General features: G+C 72.4%; 17 protein-coding genes and 1 pseudogene. 5 read left to right on the forward strand and 13 right to left on the reverse strand.

The window, feature by feature from the left end:
- Positions 1-97: 97 nt before the first annotated feature.
- The 11 genes from gatB to ACFXPL_RS01550 form a co-directional block, all read right to left on the reverse strand.
- Entirely contained in the window at positions 98-1,606 is a 1,509-nt protein-coding gene (gatB, locus tag ACFXPL_RS01500) for an Asp-tRNA(Asn)/Glu-tRNA(Gln) amidotransferase subunit GatB (RefSeq protein WP_384910657.1), read from the reverse strand.
- Positions 1,603-2,244 carry a hypothetical protein gene (locus tag ACFXPL_RS01505; protein ID WP_384910660.1) on the reverse strand — a complete coding sequence of 214 codons (642 nt, stop codon included), beginning with the start codon at positions 2,242-2,244 and terminating at the stop codon, positions 1,603-1,605. The genes gatB and ACFXPL_RS01505 overlap by 4 nt, the downstream gene beginning before the upstream one ends.
- Entirely contained in the window at positions 2,241-3,521 is a 1,281-nt protein-coding gene (locus ACFXPL_RS01510; protein ID WP_384910664.1) for an AAA family ATPase, read from the reverse strand. Before ACFXPL_RS01510 ends, ACFXPL_RS01505 begins: the two co-directional genes overlap by 4 nt.
- Positions 3,522-3,631: 110 nt before the next feature.
- On the reverse strand, positions 3,632-3,874 hold the full coding sequence (locus ACFXPL_RS01515) for a hypothetical protein (protein WP_384910667.1): 243 nt from the start codon (positions 3,872-3,874) through the stop codon (positions 3,632-3,634).
- Positions 3,871-5,379 carry an Asp-tRNA(Asn)/Glu-tRNA(Gln) amidotransferase subunit GatA gene (gatA, locus tag ACFXPL_RS01520; RefSeq protein ID WP_384910670.1) on the reverse strand — a complete coding sequence of 503 codons (1,509 nt, stop codon included), beginning with the start codon at positions 5,377-5,379 and terminating at the stop codon, positions 3,871-3,873. Before gatA ends, ACFXPL_RS01515 begins: the two co-directional genes overlap by 4 nt.
- A gap of 6 nt (positions 5,380-5,385) precedes the next feature.
- The gene (gatC, locus tag ACFXPL_RS01525; protein ID WP_010984178.1) at positions 5,386-5,682 is read right to left on the reverse strand and encodes an Asp-tRNA(Asn)/Glu-tRNA(Gln) amidotransferase subunit GatC; all 297 of its coding nucleotides are present in this window, start codon (positions 5,680-5,682) and stop codon (positions 5,386-5,388) included.
- Positions 5,683-5,897: 215 nt separating this feature from the next.
- Entirely contained in the window at positions 5,898-8,012 is a 2,115-nt protein-coding gene (locus ACFXPL_RS01530) for a putative bifunctional diguanylate cyclase/phosphodiesterase (protein ID WP_384910673.1), read from the reverse strand.
- A gap of 261 nt (positions 8,013-8,273) precedes the next feature.
- Entirely contained in the window at positions 8,274-10,586 is a 2,313-nt protein-coding gene (ligA, locus tag ACFXPL_RS01535) for an NAD-dependent DNA ligase LigA (protein ID WP_384910676.1), read from the reverse strand.
- Between the two features lie 19 nt (positions 10,587-10,605).
- Complete coding sequence (locus ACFXPL_RS01540; RefSeq protein ID WP_384910679.1) at positions 10,606-11,640, reverse strand: methionine synthase; 1,035 nt, start codon at positions 11,638-11,640, stop codon at positions 10,606-10,608.
- Positions 11,637-12,326, reverse strand: coding sequence for an SDR family oxidoreductase (locus tag ACFXPL_RS01545; protein WP_384910682.1), 690 nt, complete (start codon positions 12,324-12,326; stop codon positions 11,637-11,639). The genes ACFXPL_RS01540 and ACFXPL_RS01545 overlap by 4 nt, the downstream gene beginning before the upstream one ends.
- Positions 12,327-12,375: 49 nt before the next feature.
- On the reverse strand, positions 12,376-12,915 hold the full coding sequence (locus tag ACFXPL_RS01550) for a TIGR00730 family Rossman fold protein (RefSeq protein ID WP_384910685.1): 540 nt from the start codon (positions 12,913-12,915) through the stop codon (positions 12,376-12,378).
- A gap of 105 nt (positions 12,916-13,020) precedes the next feature.
- On the opposite strand from ACFXPL_RS01550, the gene ACFXPL_RS01555 reads away from it, so the two are divergent.
- Positions 13,021-13,356: a DUF427 domain-containing protein gene (locus ACFXPL_RS01555; protein ID WP_384911239.1), complete on the forward strand. Its 336-nt coding sequence runs from the start codon at positions 13,021-13,023 to the stop codon at positions 13,354-13,356.
- Positions 13,357-13,443: 87 nt separating this feature from the next.
- The gene (locus ACFXPL_RS01560; protein WP_384910688.1) at positions 13,444-14,220 is read left to right on the forward strand and encodes an alpha/beta fold hydrolase; all 777 of its coding nucleotides are present in this window, start codon (positions 13,444-13,446) and stop codon (positions 14,218-14,220) included.
- 181 nt (positions 14,221-14,401) lie between these two features.
- On the opposite strand, the gene ACFXPL_RS01565 is transcribed toward ACFXPL_RS01560, so the two are convergent.
- Together ACFXPL_RS01565 and mnmA are read right to left on the reverse strand one after the other, a co-directional pair.
- A complete protein-coding gene (locus tag ACFXPL_RS01565; protein WP_384910691.1) occupies positions 14,402-14,761 on the reverse strand; it encodes an ATP/GTP-binding protein in 360 nt (119 codons plus the stop codon).
- Between the two features lie 144 nt (positions 14,762-14,905).
- Positions 14,906-16,033 (reverse strand): tRNA 2-thiouridine(34) synthase MnmA, encoded by a 1,128-nt coding sequence (mnmA, locus tag ACFXPL_RS01570; RefSeq protein WP_384910695.1) that lies wholly within the window; start codon positions 16,031-16,033, stop codon positions 14,906-14,908.
- Positions 16,034-16,093: 60 nt separating this feature from the next.
- On the opposite strand from mnmA, the gene ACFXPL_RS01575 reads away from it, so the two are divergent.
- The 3 genes and pseudogenes from ACFXPL_RS01575 to ACFXPL_RS01585 all read left to right on the forward strand — a co-directional run bounded on the left by ACFXPL_RS01575 (position 16,094) and on the right by ACFXPL_RS01585 (position 19,382).
- Positions 16,094-16,843, forward strand: a complete 750-nt coding sequence (locus tag ACFXPL_RS01575; RefSeq protein ID WP_384910698.1) for an N-acetylmuramoyl-L-alanine amidase — start codon at positions 16,094-16,096, stop codon at positions 16,841-16,843.
- 160 nt (positions 16,844-17,003) lie between these two features.
- A pseudogene (locus tag ACFXPL_RS01580) lies at positions 17,004-17,825 on the forward strand (ABC transporter ATP-binding protein); the annotation flags it as partial.
- A gap of 216 nt (positions 17,826-18,041) precedes the next feature.
- The gene (locus ACFXPL_RS01585; protein ID WP_384910701.1) at positions 18,042-19,382 is read left to right on the forward strand and encodes an FtsX-like permease family protein; all 1,341 of its coding nucleotides are present in this window, start codon (positions 18,042-18,044) and stop codon (positions 19,380-19,382) included.
- Positions 19,383-19,441: the final 59 nt, after the last annotated feature.

Here is a 19,441-nt window from a genome sequence, read left to right on the forward strand (position 1 = left end):
TCGCCGGTGCGCCGCCCCCAGTGGCGTGCCGGGCAGGAGCCGGGATCGGCCCTCTACGCCCGCTTTCTCCAGACCGTACCTGTCTGTTCCGTCGGGTCTATTCCGTCGGGGCGAGCCGCTCAAGGATCAGCTCGCGTACGCGCGCCGCGTCGGCCTGGCCGCGCGTCGCCTTCATGACCGCGCCGACCAGCGCGCCGGCGGCCGCGACCTTGCCGGCGCGGATCTTGTCGGCGACGGCCGCGTTGGCCGCGATGGCCTCGTCCACGGCGACACCGAGCGCGCCGTCGTCCGAGACGACCTTGAGACCGCGCTTCTCGACGACGGTGTCCGGGTCGCCCTCGCCCGCGAGCACGCCCTCGATCACCTGGCGGGCCAGCTTGTCGTTGAGGTCACCGGCCGCGACGAGCGCGGCGACGCGGGCGACCTGCTCGGGGGTGATGGGCAGTTCGTCCAGCGCGCGGCCGGACTCGTTGGCGTTACGGGCCAGCTCGCCCATCCACCACTTGCGGGCCTGGTCGGCCGGGGCGCCCGCGTCGATCGTGGCGACGATCGCTTCGATCGCGCCCGCGTTGAGGATCGACTGCATGTCGTGCTCGGAGACGCCCCACTCCTCGCGGAGCCGGTTGCGGCGTACGCGCGGCAGTTCGGGCAGCGTGGCCCGCAGCTCCTCCACCCAGGCGCGGGACGGGGCCACGGGGACGAGGTCGGGCTCCGGGAAGTACCGGTAGTCCTCGGCGTTGTCCTTGATCCGGCCGGAGGTGGTGGAGCCGTCCTCCTCGTGGAAGTGCCGGGTCTCCTGGAGGATCGTGCCGCCGCCGTCGAGCACCGCGGCGTGGCGCTGGATCTCGAAGCGGGCGGCGCGCTCGACGCTGCGCAGCGAGTTGACGTTCTTGGTCTCGGAGCGGGTGCCGAACGCCTCACGCCCGTGGGGGCGCAGGGAGAGGTTCACGTCGCACCGCATCTGGCCCATCTCCATCCGGGCCTCGGAGACGCCGAGCGCCTTGATCAGCTCGCGCAGCTCGGCGACGTACGCCTTGGCGACCTCGGGGGCGCGCGCGCCGGCGCCTTCGATGGGCCTGGTGACGATCTCGATGAGCGGGATGCCAGCGCGGTTGTAGTCGAGCAGGGAGTGGGACGCGCCGTGGATCCGGCCGGTGGCACCGCCGACGTGCGTCGACTTGCCGGTGTCCTCCTCCATGTGGGCGCGCTCGATCTGCACGCGGAAGGTCTCGCCGTCCTCCAGCTGGACGTCCAGATAGCCGTTGAAGGCGATCGGCTCGTCGTACTGGGAGGTCTGGAAGTTCTTCGGCATGTCCGGGTAGAAGTAATTCTTCCGGGCGAAGCGGCACCATTCGGCGATCTCGCAGTTGAGCGCGAGCCCGATCTTGATGGCCGACTCGACGCCGATCGCGTTGACGACCGGGAGAGATCCCGGCATGCCCAGACAGGTCGGGCAGGTCTGCGAGTTGGGCGCGGCGCCCAGCTCGGTCGAGCAGCCGCAGAACATCTTGGTCCTGGTGCCGAGCTCGACGTGGACCTCCAGGCCCATGACGGGGTCGTACGTGGCGAGGGCGTCCTCGTACGACACGAGTTCAGTGACGGTCACAGGTACTTCTTCCTCATCAATGCTTCATCGGTGTCGGCCAGCCAGCGCTGGTAGGACGACAGCTTTCCGAGTACGGAGAGATCCACTTCGTCGGCGAGGCGGGCGAAGTAATCGCCGGGGTCGGATCGCCGTGCCTTCTTCAGTACGTTCGCCAGTACGCGCTTCGGGTGGGCGGGATGGCCCGGCGCCGGGTTTCCCTGTTCCACATCGGCGGGGTGCGGATGCGGGTGCGCCGACAGGTCGGCGGCCGGCTGTACCCGGGTCAGCGCGGCCCGGTCCGCCAGTACCCACGATTCGGTCATCACCCGGGGACCGAGCAGCACCGGCGCCGCTGCCCGCTTCGGCAGCGCGGACAGCGCCTCCAGCAGCCCGTGGGCATCCGGAATCTCCTTGTGGTCCCGATGGATGAAGAGTACGTCGCACCGCTCGGCCAGTGCCGTGGCCGCCTGGAGGAGAACCTTCGGCGCCGCCGTGGTGTGCACCGGAGCCGTCTCGCAGGGGGTGAGCACTTCGGTGGCCTTCAACGCCCTGGCGTGCAGCGTCTCCTCCAGTTGCCGGATGATCAGCCGTTCCAGGAAGAGCAGATCGCTCGGGCCCTCCACGAGCAGCCCGAACCTGAGCAGGCGTACGCGGCTCACGCGATCACCTGTCCCATGGACTCCAGCAGGCGCTTCACCTGCTCGGCCGTGACCGTGTCGCCCGGCTCCTCGTCCGCCGTGGGAGTACGGACGGGGCGGGCCCGGGTCACGGTCGAGACGCCGGTGCGCGCCGGGTCGACGTGCGACGCCTGCTCCAGGAGGACCAGGCTCCCCGAGGCGTCGTCGCGCAGGGCGGAGAGCAGCACGGGAGAGTGCGTGGTCGCGATGAGCTGCCGGAAGCCGTACGTCCGGGTGGCCCGGTCGGCGAGGCCGGGGAAGTCGTCCACGTCTCTGCGCAACCGCCTCACCAGCTCGGCGATCCGGGTCGGATGCAGGCCGTTCTCGATCTCCTCGACGGCGAGCAGCCCGGCCCGCCGGTCGTCGTACGAGGCGGCGAGCAGGGCGAGGACGCGCATCGTGCCGTCGGACAGCATCGGCGGGGACGTCCAGCCGGTGTGCCGGAACCGTACGTCGAAGTCGTACTCGCCGCGCCGGTCGTCGAACAGCGGCCTGATCCCTGACGCCTCCGGGATCAGCGCGGCCAGGTCGGCCTCCATGTCGCGCAGCTCCTCGACGCCGAGGCGGTGCAGGACAGCCGCCAGATTGCCGCCGTTCGCCAGGAGGGTCAGCTCGTCGCTGCCGCCGAACGGCCGGCGCATGGCCGCGGGATCGAGCGCGATCCGCTCCCAGGTCGCCGTTTCGCTCGCGAGGCGGCCGAGGAGTTCCTGTGCGGCCTCCGTCGTGGGTCCGCCCGCGGCGGGGTCGCTGCCGCGGAGCGGAGCCCAGTCCGCCCCGTTGCGCTCCACGAACGACGTCCGCGCCGCGGCGAGGGCCGCACGCAGCGGTTCCGGAACCGCCAGCCGGTCCATCCACTCGGTACGGGTGAGGCTGCTCACCCAGACCCGCCCACCCCGCCATGCGGCCTTCACGGGCCCGGGCGGTGTGCCCTGGCGTTCGATGGCCAGCCGCACGACCAGCGGGAGCGGCCCGTACGCGCTGGGCACGATCATGCCGATCTTGATCGTCAGGTCGGGCGCCGTGAACGCGCCGCCGGCCCCGTCGGCATGGTGGAACAGGTCGCGTGCGGCGAGCCGCAGGTTGTCGCCGTCCAGCGCCCTCGGCAGCCCGGTCGTCACCACACGCCGGACGAAGTCCAGGGCGTCCAGGAGGTTCGACTTGCCGCCGCCGTTGACACCCATCAGCACGGTGCAGGGGCGTACGTCCAGGGCGAAGCCGACGAACGACTTGAAGCCGTCGATCTCGATGCGGGTGATCACCAGGTCACCTCCTTCCGTGGCAGCGGTGGCAGCGATGGCAACAGCGGCGGCGGTACGCCGCGGTACGGGTGCCGGGGCCCGCCAAGGCCCCGGCACCCGTACCGTCGGCGTCAGCCCAGCAGGACGTCGTCGTCGCCCAGGCGCTTCAGCTCGCGGTACAGGATCGCCAGCCCCGTGACGATGGCCACCGCGGAGACCGCCGCGTCGACCAGCCGGAGCGTGTCGTGCTCCTTGCGGGCCAGCTTGGCCTGCTTCACGACGCCGAGGGCGCCGAGCGCGGTGCTGCCGATCGACAGGTACGTACCGGTCTTGGACTTCTTGAAGCCCTTGGCCTTGCTCATTGCACTGGTCACAGTGACGGTGCCTCCTCCAGCAACGGGTGTCCCCACCTTTCCACGAAGGCCGCTTCGACGGCGGCACCGACCTTGTAGAGCCGGTCGTCCTTCATGGCGGGGGCGACGATCTGCAGACCGACCGGGAGGCCGTCCTCCGGCGCGAGGCCGCAGGGCAGCGACATGGCCGCGTTGCCCGCCATGTTGACGGGGATGGTGCACAGGTCCGCCAGGTACATCGCCATCGGGTCGTCGGTGCGCTCACCGATACCGAAGGCCGTGGTCGGGGACGTCGGGGAGACGATCACGTCGACCTGCTCGAAGGCCTTCTCGAAGTCCCGGGTGATGAGGGTGCGGACCTTCTGGGCGGAGCCGTAGTACGCGTCGTAGTAGCCGGAGCTGAGCGCGTACGTGCCCAGGATGACGCGGCGCTTGACCTCGTCGCCGAAGCCCGCCTCGCGGGTGAGGGCGGTGACGTCCTCGGCGGAGCGCGTGCCGTCGTCGCCGACGCGCAGGCCGTACCGCATGGCGTCGAAACGCGCGAGGTTCGAGGAGCACTCGGACGGCGCGATCAGGTAGTACGCGGCGAGGCTGAGGTCGAAGGACGGGCAGTCCAGCTCGACGATCTCGGCGCCCAGCTCCCGCAGCAGTTCGACCGACTCGTCGAAGCGCTGGAGGACGCCCGCCTGGTACCCCTCGCCGCGGAACTGCCGGACGACGCCGACGCGCATCCCGGCCACCGAGCCGTTGCGGGCGGCCTCGACGACCGGCGGGACCGGCGCGTCGATGGAGGTGGAGTCGAGCGGGTCGTGGCCCGCGATGACCTCGTGCAGCAGCGCGGTGTCCAGCACCGTACGGGCGCACGGGCCGCCCTGGTCCAGGGAGGACGAGAAGGCGACCATGCCGTAGCGGGAGACGGCGCCGTACGTCGGCTTGACGCCGACCGTGCCGGTGAGCGCGGCGGGCTGGCGGATGGAGCCGCCGGTGTCCGTGCCGATGGCCAGCGGCGCCTGGTAGGAGGCGAGCGAGGCGGACGAGCCACCGCCGGAGCCGCCGGGGATCTTGGTGAGGTCCCAGGGGTTGCCGGTGGGACCGTACGCGCTGTTCTCCGTGGAGGACCCCATGGCGAACTCGTCCATGTTGGTCTTGCCGATGATGACGACGTCCGCGGCCCTGAGCTTCTTGGTGAGCGTCGCGTCGTACGGCGGGAGCCAGCCTTCGAGGATCTTGGAACCGACGGTGGTCGGGATCCCCTCGGTGGTGAAGATGTCCTTCAGCGCGACGGGGACGCCGGCCAGCGGGCCGAGCTTCTCGCCCGCCGCCCGCTTCGCGTCCACGGCGCGGGCCTGCGCGAGCGCGCCCTCGCGGTCGACGTACAGGAAGGCGTGCACCTTCTCGTCGACGGCCTCGATGCGTGCGAGGTGTGCCTCGGTGACCTCGACGGCCGTGAGGTCACCGGAGGCGATCCTCGCGGCGATCTCGGCGGCGGTGAGCTTGATGATGTCCGTCTTGACGGTGTCGGTCATGACTGTTTAGTCCTCCCCCAGGATCTGCGGCACCTTGAAACGCTGCTGCTCCTGGGCAGGGGCGCCGGAAAGCGCCTGCTCGGGGGTGAGCGACGGGCGGACCTCGTCCGCGCGCATGACGTTCGTCAGCGGCAGCGGGTGGGAGGTCGGCGGTACGTCTTGGTCGGCTACCTCGGATACGCGGGCGACCGCGCCGATGATGTCGTCGAGCTGTCCGGCGAAGTGGTCGAGCTCTTCGGCCTTCAGCTCCAGACGCGCCAGCCGGGCGAGGTGGGCGACCTCCTCGCGCGTGATGCCAGGCATGCAGCGATCCTCAGGGGTGAGTGTGATTGGTTTTCACCCAATCCTATGGGGCGGGCACCCCTGCTCACGAAACGGCCGGTCCACCCCCGCGGGCCGGCCCCGGGCGACGGGCCCTCGGGCGGCCCCGCTCGGGGGCGCGCCCGGCTCCTCGCACCGCACCGCGGTCCGTACCGACTCACCTGCTACGCCTACCGCGTCACCCGCCGCGTCACGTGTTACGTCACCGCCTGGCCCGACTGTTCGCGGGCCCGCGCCGCCGCCGCCAGCTCGGCCGGACGCTGCCAGCCGTGCTCGCCCCTGGCCAGCAGCCAGGCCGTCGCCTCGTGGGGCGGCATCGCGGCTGCCACCAGCCAGCCCTGTACGGCGTCGCAGCCCAGGTCCCGCAGCCGCTCCCAGGTCTCGTCGTCCTCGACGCCCTCCGCGACGACCAGCAGGCCCAGGGAGTGCGCCAGGTCGACGGTGCAGCGGACGATCTCCGCGTCCTCGGTGTCGACCGCGAGGCGGGCCACGAAGGAACGGTCGATCTTCAGCTCGCTCACCGGCAGCCGCCGGAGGTGGACCAGCGAGGAGTACCCCGTACCGAAGTCGTCGAGCGACATCTTCACCCCGTGCCCGGTGAGACCGGCGAGGGTGTCGGCGGCGCGCTGGGGATCCTCCAGCAGGACGTGTTCCGTTATCTCCAACTGGAGGGAGCCGGCCGGGACCCCGTGCCGGGCCAGCCGCGCCGCCACCGCGCCCGCGAAGCCGGGGGTGTGAACGTCCCTGGGCGAGACATTGACGGCGACCGGCACCATCAGTCCCTGGGATCGCCAGCGGGCGACCTGAGCGAGAGCGGTGTCCAGTACGTACTCCGTGAGGTGAGGCATCAGACCGGAGGACTCGGCGATCGCGATGAACTCGTCCGGAGGGACGCGGCCCCGTTCGGGATGCACCCAGCGCACCAGCGCCTCCAGGCCGGCGACCTGGCCGTCGAAGCGGACCTTCGGCTGGTAGTGCAGCTCCACCTCCCGCGCGTCCAGCGCGCGGCGCAGGTCGCCGAGGAGGCCGAGGCGGTCGGGGGTGTTGGAGTCCCGCTTGGACTCGTAGACCTCCACGCCCGTACGGTCCCGCTTCGCCTGGTACATGGCGACGTCGGCCCGCTGGAGCAGTCCCTCCGCGTCGAGCGCGTGCTCGGGGTAGACGGCGACCCCGGCGCTCGCCTCCAGGACGAGGGTGAGGCCGTCGAGGTCCAGCGAGGAGGACAGGTCGGCCACCAGGTGACGGGCGACGCGCTGCGCGCTGGTGGTGGAGTCGCACGTCGGGAGCAGTACGGCGAACTCGTCGCCGCCGAGCCGCGCCGCCTCGGCCCCGCGCGGCAGGGCCAGCCGCAGCCGGTCCGCTATCTGCAGCAGCAGCCGGTCGCCCGCCATGTGGCCGAGCGTGTCGTTGACGGAACGGAACCGGTCCAGGTCGATCAGGACCAGCGCCGCCCTGGCACCCTGGCCCTCCGCCTCCTCCAGCGCCGACCAGGTGCGCTCCAGCAGCCACTGGCGGTTGGGGAGTTTGGTCAGCGGGTCGCGGAGCTGTTCCTCGGCGCGCGCCCTGGCGATCCAGAGGGTGGAGTCGAGAGCTATCAGCGGGATGGCGAAGAGCGGCAGGAGCACCGGCTGCGACATCGCGACGACACAGATCAGCGGAGCGATGCCGAGCAGGGCGACCGCGACGAGCCCCTGCCGGTAGAGAGCGGTACGGGCGGCGGCCGGCACCCCCGCGCCCTGCGGCACCAGCGCGTACCAGAGCAGCAGCCGGGTGACCGCGAGCTGGACGCCCGCCGCGAGCACGATCTCCGGGACGTCGCCGATGGTCCAGCCGAGCGGCTGCCAGGGGTGCTCGACGGTGGGGACCACACCGAACAGCGCCAGGGTGAGCGCGGCGGCCCCGGTCCCCAGCAGGTCGGCCGCGCCGTGCAGGACACCCAGGCGCCAGCGGTGTCTGCGGGCCACGCCGACCAGGACGACGACGGCCAGGCTGACCAGTCCGGCCGCGACCCAGCCGTACAGCAGCAGTACGGCGAGGGTGAGTGCCGCGCCGGACCCTGTCCCGCCCCACCAGCGGTCGCGGCCGAGCGCGACGAGATGGCCGACGATGACGGCGGTGAGGACGGCCAGCGCCCAGCCGGCGTCGGAGCCGGGGAACAGGGCGTGACCGTCCCTCAGTGTCCACACCACGCCCGTCACCAGAGCGACGACGGCGAGTCCCACCACCAGAACGGGCGTTCTGGCCACCATGCCCCCAAATCCCGCGAAACCGCGCGGGGGTGAGACCGGGGCGGCGCTCTCGGTCGGTTTCATTCCCGTCCCTCTCACAGCCGGCGGAGCCGATGCCACGCGATGGCACGTTGTCGTGCAACACGGCTGGAATCGGACCACTGAGCCGTGTTCGACAGGCGCACATCTCAACAGTAGGCCGCGAAAGGCCTCGACGGGCAGCGCTCTACATCTGTTGCCCGAATGCGACCGGCCCATCCCTATCCATCTGGTATGCGCCGAACGGGTGAGCTTGACGGCCCGAAATCGACGGTGTGAAGCCGCGCACCGCGGGGCGGGCGCGCCTCACTCCTCGGGCGTGACCGGAGCCTCCTCGGGTGTGGACGGAGCTTCCACGGGTGTGGACGAGGCTTCCACGGCTGACGACGGGGCCTCTTCGCCGGTGGCGGCGGGCTCCTCGGGGGTGAGCGCGACCTCCCTGGCGGCGTCGGGGCCCTGTTCGAGCAGGACGGTGAGCCCGTCTCCGTCCAGGACCGGCACCTTCAACTGCATCGCCTTGTCGTACTTCGACCCGGGGTTCTCACCGACCACCACGAAGGCGGTCTTCTTCGAAACCGAGCCGGTCACCTTCGCTCCCCGGCTCTGCAGCGCCTCTTTCGCGCCATCCCGCGTGTACTGCTCCAGCGTGCCCGTCACCACGACCGTGAGCCCTTCCAGCGGCCGGGGGCCGTCGTCCTCGCCCGAGCCCTCCTCCTCCATCCGGACGCCCGCCGCACGCCACTTGCGCAGGATCTCGCGGTGCCAGTCGACCGCGAACCACTCCTTGAGGGAGGCCGCGATGATCGGTCCGACGCCGGCGACGTCCGCCAACTCCTTCTCCGTCGCCTCGTCGATCCGGTCGATCGAACGGAACTCCCTGGCCAGCGCCTCGGAGGCGACCGGCCCCACATGACGGACGGAGAGTCCGGCGATGATCCGCGCGAGCGGGCGCTCCTTGGCAGCCGCGATGTTCTCCAGCATCGCGAGCGCGTTCTTCCGCGGCTCGCCCGCCTGGTTGGCGAAGACGGTGGCGATTTTCTCCTCGCCGGTCTTCGGATCGCGCTTGGGCAGACCGCTGTCCTGGTCGAGGACGTACGCCGTGATGGGCAGCAGCCGCTCGATGGTCAGGTCGAAGAGATCGCCCTCGTCCAGCAGCGGAGGAATGGCCGGTTCCAGCGGTTTGGTCAGGGCCGCCGCCGCGACATAGCCGAAGTTCTCGATGTCCAGGCACTTGCGGCCCGCGAGATAGAAGAGCCGCTCGCGCAACTGGGCGGGGCAGGTGCGCGCGTTGGGACACCGGATGTCGATGTCCCCCTCCTTCATCGCGCGCAGCGGCGTACCGCACTCGGGGCACTCGGTCGGCATCACGAACTCGTGGGCGTCGTCCGGGCGCAGGTCGACGACCGGGCCGAGGATCTCCGGGATGACGTCACCGGCCTTGCGCAGCACGACCGTGTCGCCGATCCAGACGCCCTTGGCCCGCACCACGTCCTGGTTGTGCAGGGTGGCGAACTCGACCTCGGAGCCCGCCACCGTGACCGGCTCGACCTGGGCGTAGGGCGTGACCCGCCCCGTACGGCCCACGCCGACCCGGATGTTCACCAGTTTCGTGTTGACCTCCTCCGGCGCGTACTTCCAGGCGATGGCCCAGCGCGGCGCGCGCGAGGTGGAGCCCAGCCGGCCCTGGAGCGGGATCTCGTCGAGCTTGACGACCACGCCGTCGATCTCGTGCTCCACGGAGTGGCGGTTCTCCCCGAAGTACGCGATGAACTCCCTGACCCCGGCGACCGAATCGACCACCTTGTTGTGGCGGGCGGTCGGCAGCCCCCACGCGCGCAGCAGTTCATAGGCGTGGGAGAGGCGGTCGATGTCGAAGCCCTGGCGGGCCCCGATGCCGTGCACCACCATGTGCAGCGGACGCGTCGCGGTGATCTTCGGGTCCTTCTGGCGCAGCGAACCCGCCGCCGCGTTGCGCGGGTTGGCGAACGGCTTGTCGCCGGCCTCCACCAGACGCGCGTTCAGCTCCTGGAAGGCGTCCATCGGGAAGTAGACCTCGCCGCGGATCTCCACCAGCGCGGGGATGTCCTCCCCTTCGAGGCGGTGCGGGATCTCCGCGATCGTGCGGACGTTGGGCGTGATGTCCTCGCCCGTGCGGCCGTCGCCCCGGGTGGCCGCGCGGGTCAGCCTGCCGTGCTCGTACGTCAGGTTGACCGCGAGCCCGTCGACCTTCAGCTCGCACAGGTAGTGGAAGTCCGGCGTGCCCACGTCCTTGGCGACCCGGTCGGCCCACGCCCCCAGCTCCTCGTCGTCGAACGCGTTGTCGAGGGAGAGCATCCGCTCGTGGTGCTGGACCGCGGTGAAGTCCGTCGCGTACGCCCCCGCGACCTTCTGCGTCGGCGAGTCGGGCGTGCGCAGCTCCGCGTACGTCTCCTCCAGCGCCTCCAGGGTGCGCAGCAGCCGGTCGAACTCGCCGTCGCTGACGATCGGCTGGTCCTTCACGTAGTACCGGAAGCGGTGCTCCTCGATCTGCTCGGCGAGGAGGGCATGCCGCTCCCGTGCCTCAGCGGGCACCGCGCTCTGCTGTTCGCCAGCCACCGTCTGGTCCTCCCGTTTCGCCATGGCCCGTCGTCCGGGACCGTCACTCAGGGTTGTCCGCGAGGGATCTCGCGGCCCTGACGCAGTGCGCCGTGGCGGCGCGCGCGTAAGCGGGTGAGGCACCCGCGAGCCCGCACGCCGGCGTGAGCACCACGGACTCCGTCAGAGTCCCCGGATCGAGCCCCAGCCTGCGCCACAGCGTCCTGACACCCATGACGCTACCGGCCGGGTCTGACAACGGGCCGTCGGTGCCCGGCACGATTCCGGCAAACAGCTTCGTACCGGCCTCGACCGCCTCCCCGATCGTCTCCTCGTCACGCTCGGTGAGCAGATCGAAATCGAACGAGACGGCCGCCGCGCCCGCCCGCCGCAGCAGCGCGAACGGCACGTCCGGCGCGCAGGAGTGGACGACCGCGGCCCCCGGCGCGAGCGCCGTCAGTTCGCGCAGCGCGCCCTCCACGACCTGCCGGTCCACCGCGCGGTGGGTGCGGTAGCCGCTGGCGGTCCTGACCTGTCCGCGCAGGACGGCGGTGAGGGACGGTTCGTCGATCTGGAGTACGGGTACGGCGCCCGGCACCCGGCGCCGTACGTCCGCGAGGTGCGCGCCCACCCCTTCCACCAGGGACGCGGTCAGGTCCCGGCAGGCGCCGGGGTCGCCGAGGGCGGACTCCCCGCCGCGCAGTTCCAGGGCGGCGGCCAGCGTCCACACCCCGGCGACCTGGACCTTGAGCGGCCCCTCGTACCCCTGGGTGAACTCCTCCAGCGCGTCGAGGTCCTCCCCCAGCCAGGACCGCGCCCGCTTGGTGTCCCGCCCCGGATGATCGCCGATCCGCCAGCCGCTGGGCTCCACGCGTGCGTAGATCTCGGCGAGGAGTCCGGCCGTACGCCCGATCATGTCGGCGCCCGGTCCCCGCGCGGGGAGTTCGGCGAGGTAGGGGAAGTCCTCGAAGGTCCCGGTGACGGCGCGGGCGGCCTCTCGCGCGTCGCCGCCGGGCATGGAGCCGACGCCGGTGGCGGGCCCCCAGAGGGGAGCGGCGGTTCCGGTGTCGCCGCCGGGAGTGCCGGACGGCCCGCTCATCGGCCCGGCCGTACGGTCACGTCGTCGATCTGCGCGTCACGCGGCAGGTCGAGCGCGGCCACGACGGTCGTCGCGACCGACTCGGGGTCGATCCAGCGGGACGCGTCGTACTCCTTGCCCTCCTGCTGGTGCACCTTGGCCTGCATGGGGCTCGCCGTACGGCCGGGGTACACGGAGGTGACCCGTACGCCGTTCGGCCGCTCCTCGTCGCGCACCGCGTCGGCCAGCGCCTTCAGTCCGTGCTTGGAGGCGGCGTACGCGCTCCATCGGGCGTGGGCGCGCAGCCCGGCACCCGAGTTGACGAAGACGATCTGCCCGTGGGAGACACGGAGCTGCGGCAGGAGCAGCCGGGTCAGCTCCGCGGGGGAGATCAGGTTCACCGCGAGCTGGTTGTGCCATGTCTTGGGCGTCAGCTCCCCGACTTCGCCCAGCTCGACGACGCCCGCGATGTGCAGGAGCGAGTCGAGCCGGTCGGGGAGGTGCTGCTGACCGAGCGCCCAGGAGAGCCGGTCGGGGGTGGCGAGGTCGCCGACGAGGGTACGGGCGCCGGGAAAGGCCCGCGCGAATTCCTTCGCGCGGCCCGCGTCGCGGGCGAAGAGGATCAGGTCGTCGCCGCGTTCGTGCAGGCGGCGCGCGACGGCGGCGCCGATGCCCGAGCCCGCACCGGTGAGGAGATGGGTAGCCATGCGGTCATCGTCGCATCACCGCGACCCCGTGACAGCACACCCTCGGCGATCACTGAACGCCGAGCGCCTCCTCCAGGTAGGCGAGGGCGCCGACGCCGTCCTCGGCGAAGAAGACCAGGTCGGTGAGGGGCAGCGGCAGGAAGCCCTCGTCCTCCATCCGCCGGAACTGCTCCTTCAGCCCGTCGTAGAAGCCGGCCGTGTTGAGCAGCACCACGGGGTGGCGGTGCATGCCGTGCTTCTTCAGCTCAAGGATCTCGGTGGCCTCGTCGAGCGTCCCCGTACCCCCGACCATGACCACGACGGCGTCGGACTTGGCGAGCAGCAGCGCCTTGCGCTCGGCGAGGTCCTTCGCGATCACCATCTCGTCGGCGTTCGGCCGGGCCACGGCATGGAGGAAGTCCACCGACACCCCGACCAGCCGGCCGCCGCCCTCCTGCACCCCGTCGGCGACGACCTTCATCAGCCCGCTGTCGGAGCCGCCCCAGACGAGGGTGTGGCCTCCCTTGCCGATCAGTTCGGCGAATTCGCGGGCGGGGCGCGTGTAGCGCTCGTCGAGGTCGGCGGCGGAGAGGAAGACGCAGATATTCATGGGGTGAACGGTACGGTCCGGGAAGAGCGCCGCGTGCGACGTTGCTGAAGAGTGGGGAGGAGACCGGCGCGCGACACCGCCGGCACCCCACTTCCGAAGGGACCGATCACCATGGCCGCAGGACACCGCATCACGGTCGAGCAGGGCACGGAGCACGTACGCGTCGTACGGGGCGGGCAGGTCCTCGCGGAGAGCCGCGCCCCTCTCGTTCTGCGCGAGACGGGCTGCCCAGCCCGCTACTACCTGCCGCCGCAGGACGTACGGACGGAGCTGCTGACGCCCTCGGACACCACGACCCACTGCCCGTTCAAGGGTGACGCGTCCTACTGGTCGCTGCCGGACGCGCCGGACCTGGTCTGGGCCTACCCGACCCCGAAGGCCGAAGTAGCGCAGGTCAAGGACCACTTCTGCTTCTACGACACCGAAATCGTGGACGCCTGAGAAGGGCGTTGCGGAAACCCACGAAAAACTTCCGCCGTCGAGCGATGAGTTGGGCGCGGCCCGCCGGTCTGACTCTCCATGGACAACGTGTGCAAGGTGAAGTCGGGGGACGGCACCCCGATCGCTTACCGGCGGTCGGGCGAGGGGCCGCCGGTGATTCTGGTGGGGGGCGCGTTCAGTACGGCGGAGTCGGAGGCGCCGCTGGCCCGGCTGCTCGCGCCACGCTTCGCGACGATCACCTACGACCGGCGCGGCCGGGGCGCCAGCGGCGACCGCGCCCCGTACGCCGTGGAGCGGGAGGTCGAGGACCTGGCGGCGCTGCTCGCGGCGGCGGGCGGCAGCGCGGCGCTGTTCGGTGTGTCCTCGGGCGGCGCGCTGGTCCTGGAGGCGGTGGCGGCGGGCCTGCCGGTCACCCAGTTCGCGGTGTACGAACCGCCGTACGCCACGGACCCGGCCGCCCTTCCGGCGAAGGCCGCGTACACGGAGCGGCTGACGGAGCTGCTGGCGCGCGGGGAGCGGGACGACGCGGTGGAGCTGTTCCTGTCGGCCATGGAGCTGCACCCGGCGACGATCACCGCGATGCGGCGGTCCCCCCTCTGGCCGGACCTGGCGGCGGTGGCCCACACCCTCGCGTACGACAACCAGGTGCTGGGCGAGGGGCTGATCCCGGTCCGCCGCCTCTCGGCGGTCACCACCCGCGCGATGATCGTGGACGGCGGCGCGAGCCCCCCGGTGGTACGCGACGCGGCCCGCGCGGCGGCCCAGGCCCTCCCCCGCGGCCGGCACCGCACCCTGACGGGCCAGACCCACGAGGTGGCGCCGCACGTACTGGCGCCGGTGCTGGAGGAGTTCTTCGCGGCGTAGCGCCTGCCGGACGGGGCGGGGGCGGCCCGCGGTGATCACCACGACGGACCTGGCCGCCTTTCCGTACTCTGATCTCCGCCCTGCGGGCCGCGCAGTACACACCCAGAGAGACCTGACAGCCACCGCGCGCTCCTCGGCCACTCCGCCCTTGACCGCCCCTGCTGTTCGCCACCCCGCGTACTCACGCTGACGCCTTCGCCTCCTGCCAGGGCACCTCGCGGGCGATCTCGCCCGCGCTGACGCGCGGCACGCCGCCGTACCGGCCGCGCGGATAGCCGCGCTCCAGGTTCTCGCCGTCCGCCGGGCGGGCGGCGGTGAGCGGATACAACTCGGTCGCCCCCGTACGGTCCTTGGCCGTGATCCAGACCCGATCGCGGCCGAGCGGCCGGTCCAGGACCTCGCTGCCCAGGAGGGTGGCGTCATGCGTGGTGAAGATCAGTTGGGCGTCACGGGGATTCGCCTTGGGGCCCTGGAAGGTCCGTACGACCTCGGCGGCGAGCGTGGGGTGCCGGCTTGAGTCCAGTTCGTCCACCAGGAGCACCGCTCCGGGGACTCCCCGCCGCGTATGTCATCGCGCGGACGTCCCGCACCGGGCAGCCTACGACGGCCGGGCGGGCAGTGCCAGCGCTGTTGATCACCTGAGACGGCCGGGCACGCCGGGCCACGGACCCCCCGGCACCCGCGGTCAGCCCGCCAGGGCCCCCGTGCGGCGTTCCGTTGTCGCGATCGTGGCCGAGCCGACGACGCGGGGGCCGTCGTACAGGACGATCGCCTGGCCGGGGGCGACGCCGCGGACCGGTGCGTCGAAGTGGACGTGGAGGGTGGCGTCGATCAGTTCGGCCGTCACCGGGGTCTCGCCGCCGTGGGCGCGGAGCTGGGCCGTGTAGTCGCCGGGGCCGGTGGGGGCGGTGCCGCACCAGCGGGGCTTGAGGGCCGTCAGGGACGTGACGTCGAGGGAGGCGGCGGGGCCGACCGTGACGCGGTTGTCGACCGGGGAGATGTCCAGGACGTAGCGGGGCTTGCCGTCGGCGGCCGGGTGGCCGATGCGCAGGCCCTTGCGCTGGCCGATGGTGAAGCCGAACGCGCCGTCGTGGCTGCCGATCCGCGTACCGGACTCGTCGACGATGTCGCCCTCGGCCCGGCCCAGGCGGTCCGCGAGGAAGCCCTGGGTGTCGCCGTCCGCGATGAAGCAGATGTCGTGGCTGTCGGGCTTCTTCGCCACGGCCAGGCCCCGGCGCTCGGCCTCGGCGCGGATCTCGTCCTTGGTGGTGAGCGTGTCGCCGAGGGGGAACATCGCGTGGGCGAGCTGGCGCTCGTCGAGGACGCCGAGGACGTACGACTGGTCCTTGGCCATGTCGCTGGCGCGGTGCAGTTCGCGGGAGCCGTCCGGGACGGTGACGACCGTCGCGTAGTGGCCCGTGCACACCGCGTCGAAGCCGAGGGCGAGCGCCTTGTCGAGGAGCGCCGCGAACTTGATCTTCTCGTTGCAGCGCAGGCACGGGTTGGGGGTGCGGCCGGCTTCGTACTCCGCGACGAAGTCCTCCACGACGTCCTCGCGGAAGCGTTCCGCGAGGTCCCACACGTAGAACGGGATGCCGATCACATCGGCGGCGCGGCGTGCGTCGCGGGAGTCCTCGATGGTGCAGCAGCCGCGGGCGCCGGTGCGGAAGGACTGCGGGTTCGCGGAGAGCGCGAGGTGTACGCCGGTGACGTCGTGCCCCGCCTCGGCGGCGCGGGCGGCGGCGACGGCGGAGTCCACGCCGCCCGACATGGCGGCGAGTACGCGCAGGGGGCGCTGGGAATTCTGAGTCATAGCTCAACCAGGGTACGGCCCGGGGGAACCACAGTCGCGCGGATATGCGTTGACGATCATATGGGCGAGAACGAGCAGGGTACGGCAGGCAGCGGCGTGGGGGGCAGCCGCCGGGCGCCCGCGCCCCGGGACGGGAAGAAGATCGGCCGCCGGGCGGTGCTGATCGGCGGCGCGGCGGCCGTGGTCGGCGGGGGCGTGCTGGCCCGGGACGAGCTGGCGCGGTTCTGGTGGCAGGTGCCGGGCGTCGGGAAGCCGCGCGAGGAGGGTGAGCTGGACTACGCGCCCTCGGAGTGGGTGGCGGCCTCGTCCGCGAACTGGCGGCGGGCCGACCGGCCCGACGACTTCCGCGTCGACCGGGTGGTCGTCCACGTCGTACAGGGCAGTTACGACGTGGCGCTGAAGGTCTTCCGTGACCCCGCGCACGGCGCGGCGTCGCACTACGTGGTGCGCGGGGACGGCCATGTGGCGCAGATGATCCGCGAGCTGGACGTGGCCTACCACGCGGGGAACAGGAGCTGGAACGAGCGCTCGGTCGGCATCGAGCACGAGGGCTTCGTGGACAAACCGGAGTCGTTCACGGACGCGATGTACCGCTCGTCGGCGCGGCTGACCGCCGACATATGCAGACGCCACAGGATACCGGTCGACCGCGAGCACATCGTCGGGCATGTGGAGGTTCCGGGGACGGACCACACGGACCCGGGGCCGCTCTGGGACTGGGACCGCTATCTGAAGCTGGTGCGGGAGGCTAAGCCGGTCGCCTCGCCGTCGCCGTCACCGTCGGGGGCGGCATCCGCGCGGAAGACGTGACGGAGGGGGTGACCGAGGAGAGAGGGTGACCGAGGCCCTGAAGGTGCACTCAGGGCCACCCCCGCACCTGGTGGCTACGCCCCGTGTGCGCGCCCCCTCGCGTCCGTAACGTCGTCGTCAGCGGCGGCGCGACGGGCGCCGGCGACGGGGAGGGCTGGACATGTTTCGTCGTGCGAGTCGTACGGGCCACACACGTCGTACGAGGGACCGGGCGGGTGGCGCGGGCCGGGCCGGGGGCGGCTCGGAGGCGCTGCGGCTGGTCGGGGTGCGGAAGGTCTACGGGTCGGCCGGGGCGGGGAACGCGGTGACGGCGCTGGACGACGTGACGCTGAGCCTGTCCGCCGGTTCCTTCACCGCGGTGATGGGGCCCTCCGGCTCCGGCAAGTCCACCCTGCTCCAGTGCGCGGCCGGGCTCGACAGGACCGACGGCGGTCGTGTCGTGGTGGACGGCGCGGAGCTGACGGGCGGCGACGAGGCGGAGCTGACGCGGTTCCGGCGCCGCCGGATCGGTTTCGTCTTCCAGCAGTACAACCTGCTGCCCGCGCTCACCGTGGAGCAGAACACCGTCCTGCCGCTGCGCCTGGCCGGACGCCCGGTCGACCGGGACGGCGCCCGGCGGATCCTCGGCCAGGTCGGCCTGGGCGACCGGCTCGGCCACCGCCCCGAGGAGCTGTCCGGCGGCCAGCGGCAGCGCGTCGCCATCGCCAGGGCGCTGGTCACCGGGCCGGCCGTGATCTTCGCGGACGAGCCGACGGGCGCGCTGGACACCCGCAGCGCGCGGGAGGTGCTGCGGCTGCTCCAGGATGCGGTACGGGTGCACGGCAGGACGGTGGTGATGGTGACGCACGACCCGGTGGCCGCCTCGTACGCCGACTCGGTGGTCTTCCTGGCGGACGGCCGGCTCGCCGGGCGGCTCGACGCGCCGACGGCGGACGCGGTCGCTGAGCGGCTCGCGCACCTCGGCGGCACGGCGGGCGGCGGCGCGGCGGCCCGTAGTGGCACGACGAGCGGCACGGCGGGCGGCGGCGCGGCGGCCCGTAGTGGCACGACGAGCGGCACGGCGGGCAGCGGCGCGGCGGTCCGTAGTGGCACGACGAGCGGCACGGCGGCCCGTAGTGGCACGAAGAGCGGCACGGCGGGCGGCGGCGCGGCCGGCGACGACACCGCGAGCAGCGGTACGCGGGCGGGGGTCTGAGCCATGTTCCTCCTCGCCCTGCGCTCCGTACGGCACCGTCCCTGGCGTTTCCTCGCCACCCTGCTCTCCGCCTTCCTGGGGGCGGCGATCCTCATGGCGTTCAACTCGCTGCACGACACGGCGGGCGCGAACGCCGTCGCTCCCTCCGACGCGGAGACCCTCGGCCTGGTGGGCGGCGTGGTCGGCGGGTACGGGGCGCTGCTGGTGTTCTTCGCCGTCGCCTCCACCCTGACCGTGAACGTGACGCAGCGGGGCGCCGAGATCGCCCTGCTGCGCAGCACGGGGGCCACGCCCGCGCAGATCACGCGGATGGTGGTCGGCGAGGCGGTGGCCGTGGCGCTGCTGGGCTCGCTGCTCGCGGTGGGGCCCGCGATGCTGGGCGGGCGGGTGCTGCTCCGGATGTTCCAGGACACCGGTCAGGTCGCCGGCTCCGTGGCGTACGCCTTCGGTCCCGTGGCGCCGGCGGCGGGCGTGGGCGTGACGCTGCTGGCCTCGGTCGGCGCGGCGTTCCTCGCGGTACGGCGGGCGACGCGGGCCACCACGGCGGGGGTACGGGCGTCCCGTGGCAGGCTGCGGAACGTGGGCGCGTTCGCCGCGCTGGCCGCCGGCGTCGCGGGGGTGTGCGCCACGTTCGCGATGGACGCGGCGGAACCCGCGCTGATGGCGGCGCCGGCCTGCGGCGCGATCCTGCTCTCCGTCGGCTTCGCGCTCCTCGCCCCGGCCCTGCTGCGCGGGGTGCTGGACCGGCTGGCGCGGCCGGTCGGCGCGGTCGCGGGCGCGAGCGGCTGGCTGACCGTGCACACGCTGCGGGAGCGGGCGCCGCGGCTCGCGACGGTGCTGATGCCGCTGACCCTGTTCACCGGGATCGCGACGGGGACGCTCTACATGCAGACCCTGGAGACCGGCGCGATCGAGGCGTCCGGTCTGACCCGGTCGGTCGAGGACAAGAACCTGGAGACGGTGAACCTGGTGGTCGTCGGGATCGTCGTGGTCTTCGCCTGCGTGACGCTGATCAACAGCCTGTACGCGGCGACCTCGTACCGGCGCGCCGAGTTCGGCACGCAGCGCCTCGCCGGTGCGACACCGGGCCAGGTCCTCGGGACGGTCGGGGTCGAGTCCCTGGTGCTGACGGTGACCGGCGTGTTCTTCGGTACGGTCGCGGGGCTCGCCGGGATCCTGCCGTTCAGCCTGGTCCGTACGGAGGCGGTGCTGCCGGGCCAGGGCCCCGGGATCTGGCTGGGCGTCGTGGCGGTCGCCGCCGGGGCGACCCTGATCACCACCTTGGGCACGGCGCGCGGCGCGCTGCGCGTCCCGGCGACGGAGGCGGTGGCCGGCACGGCGTGAGCGGTGAAGGGGCGGGCCCGGGGGTGCCGGGCCCGCCCCGCGCCCGGGGTGCCGGGCCC

Source organism: Streptomyces sp. NPDC059092, from assembly GCF_042756365.1.
GTDB lineage: Bacteria > Actinomycetota > Actinomycetes > Streptomycetales > Streptomycetaceae > Streptomyces.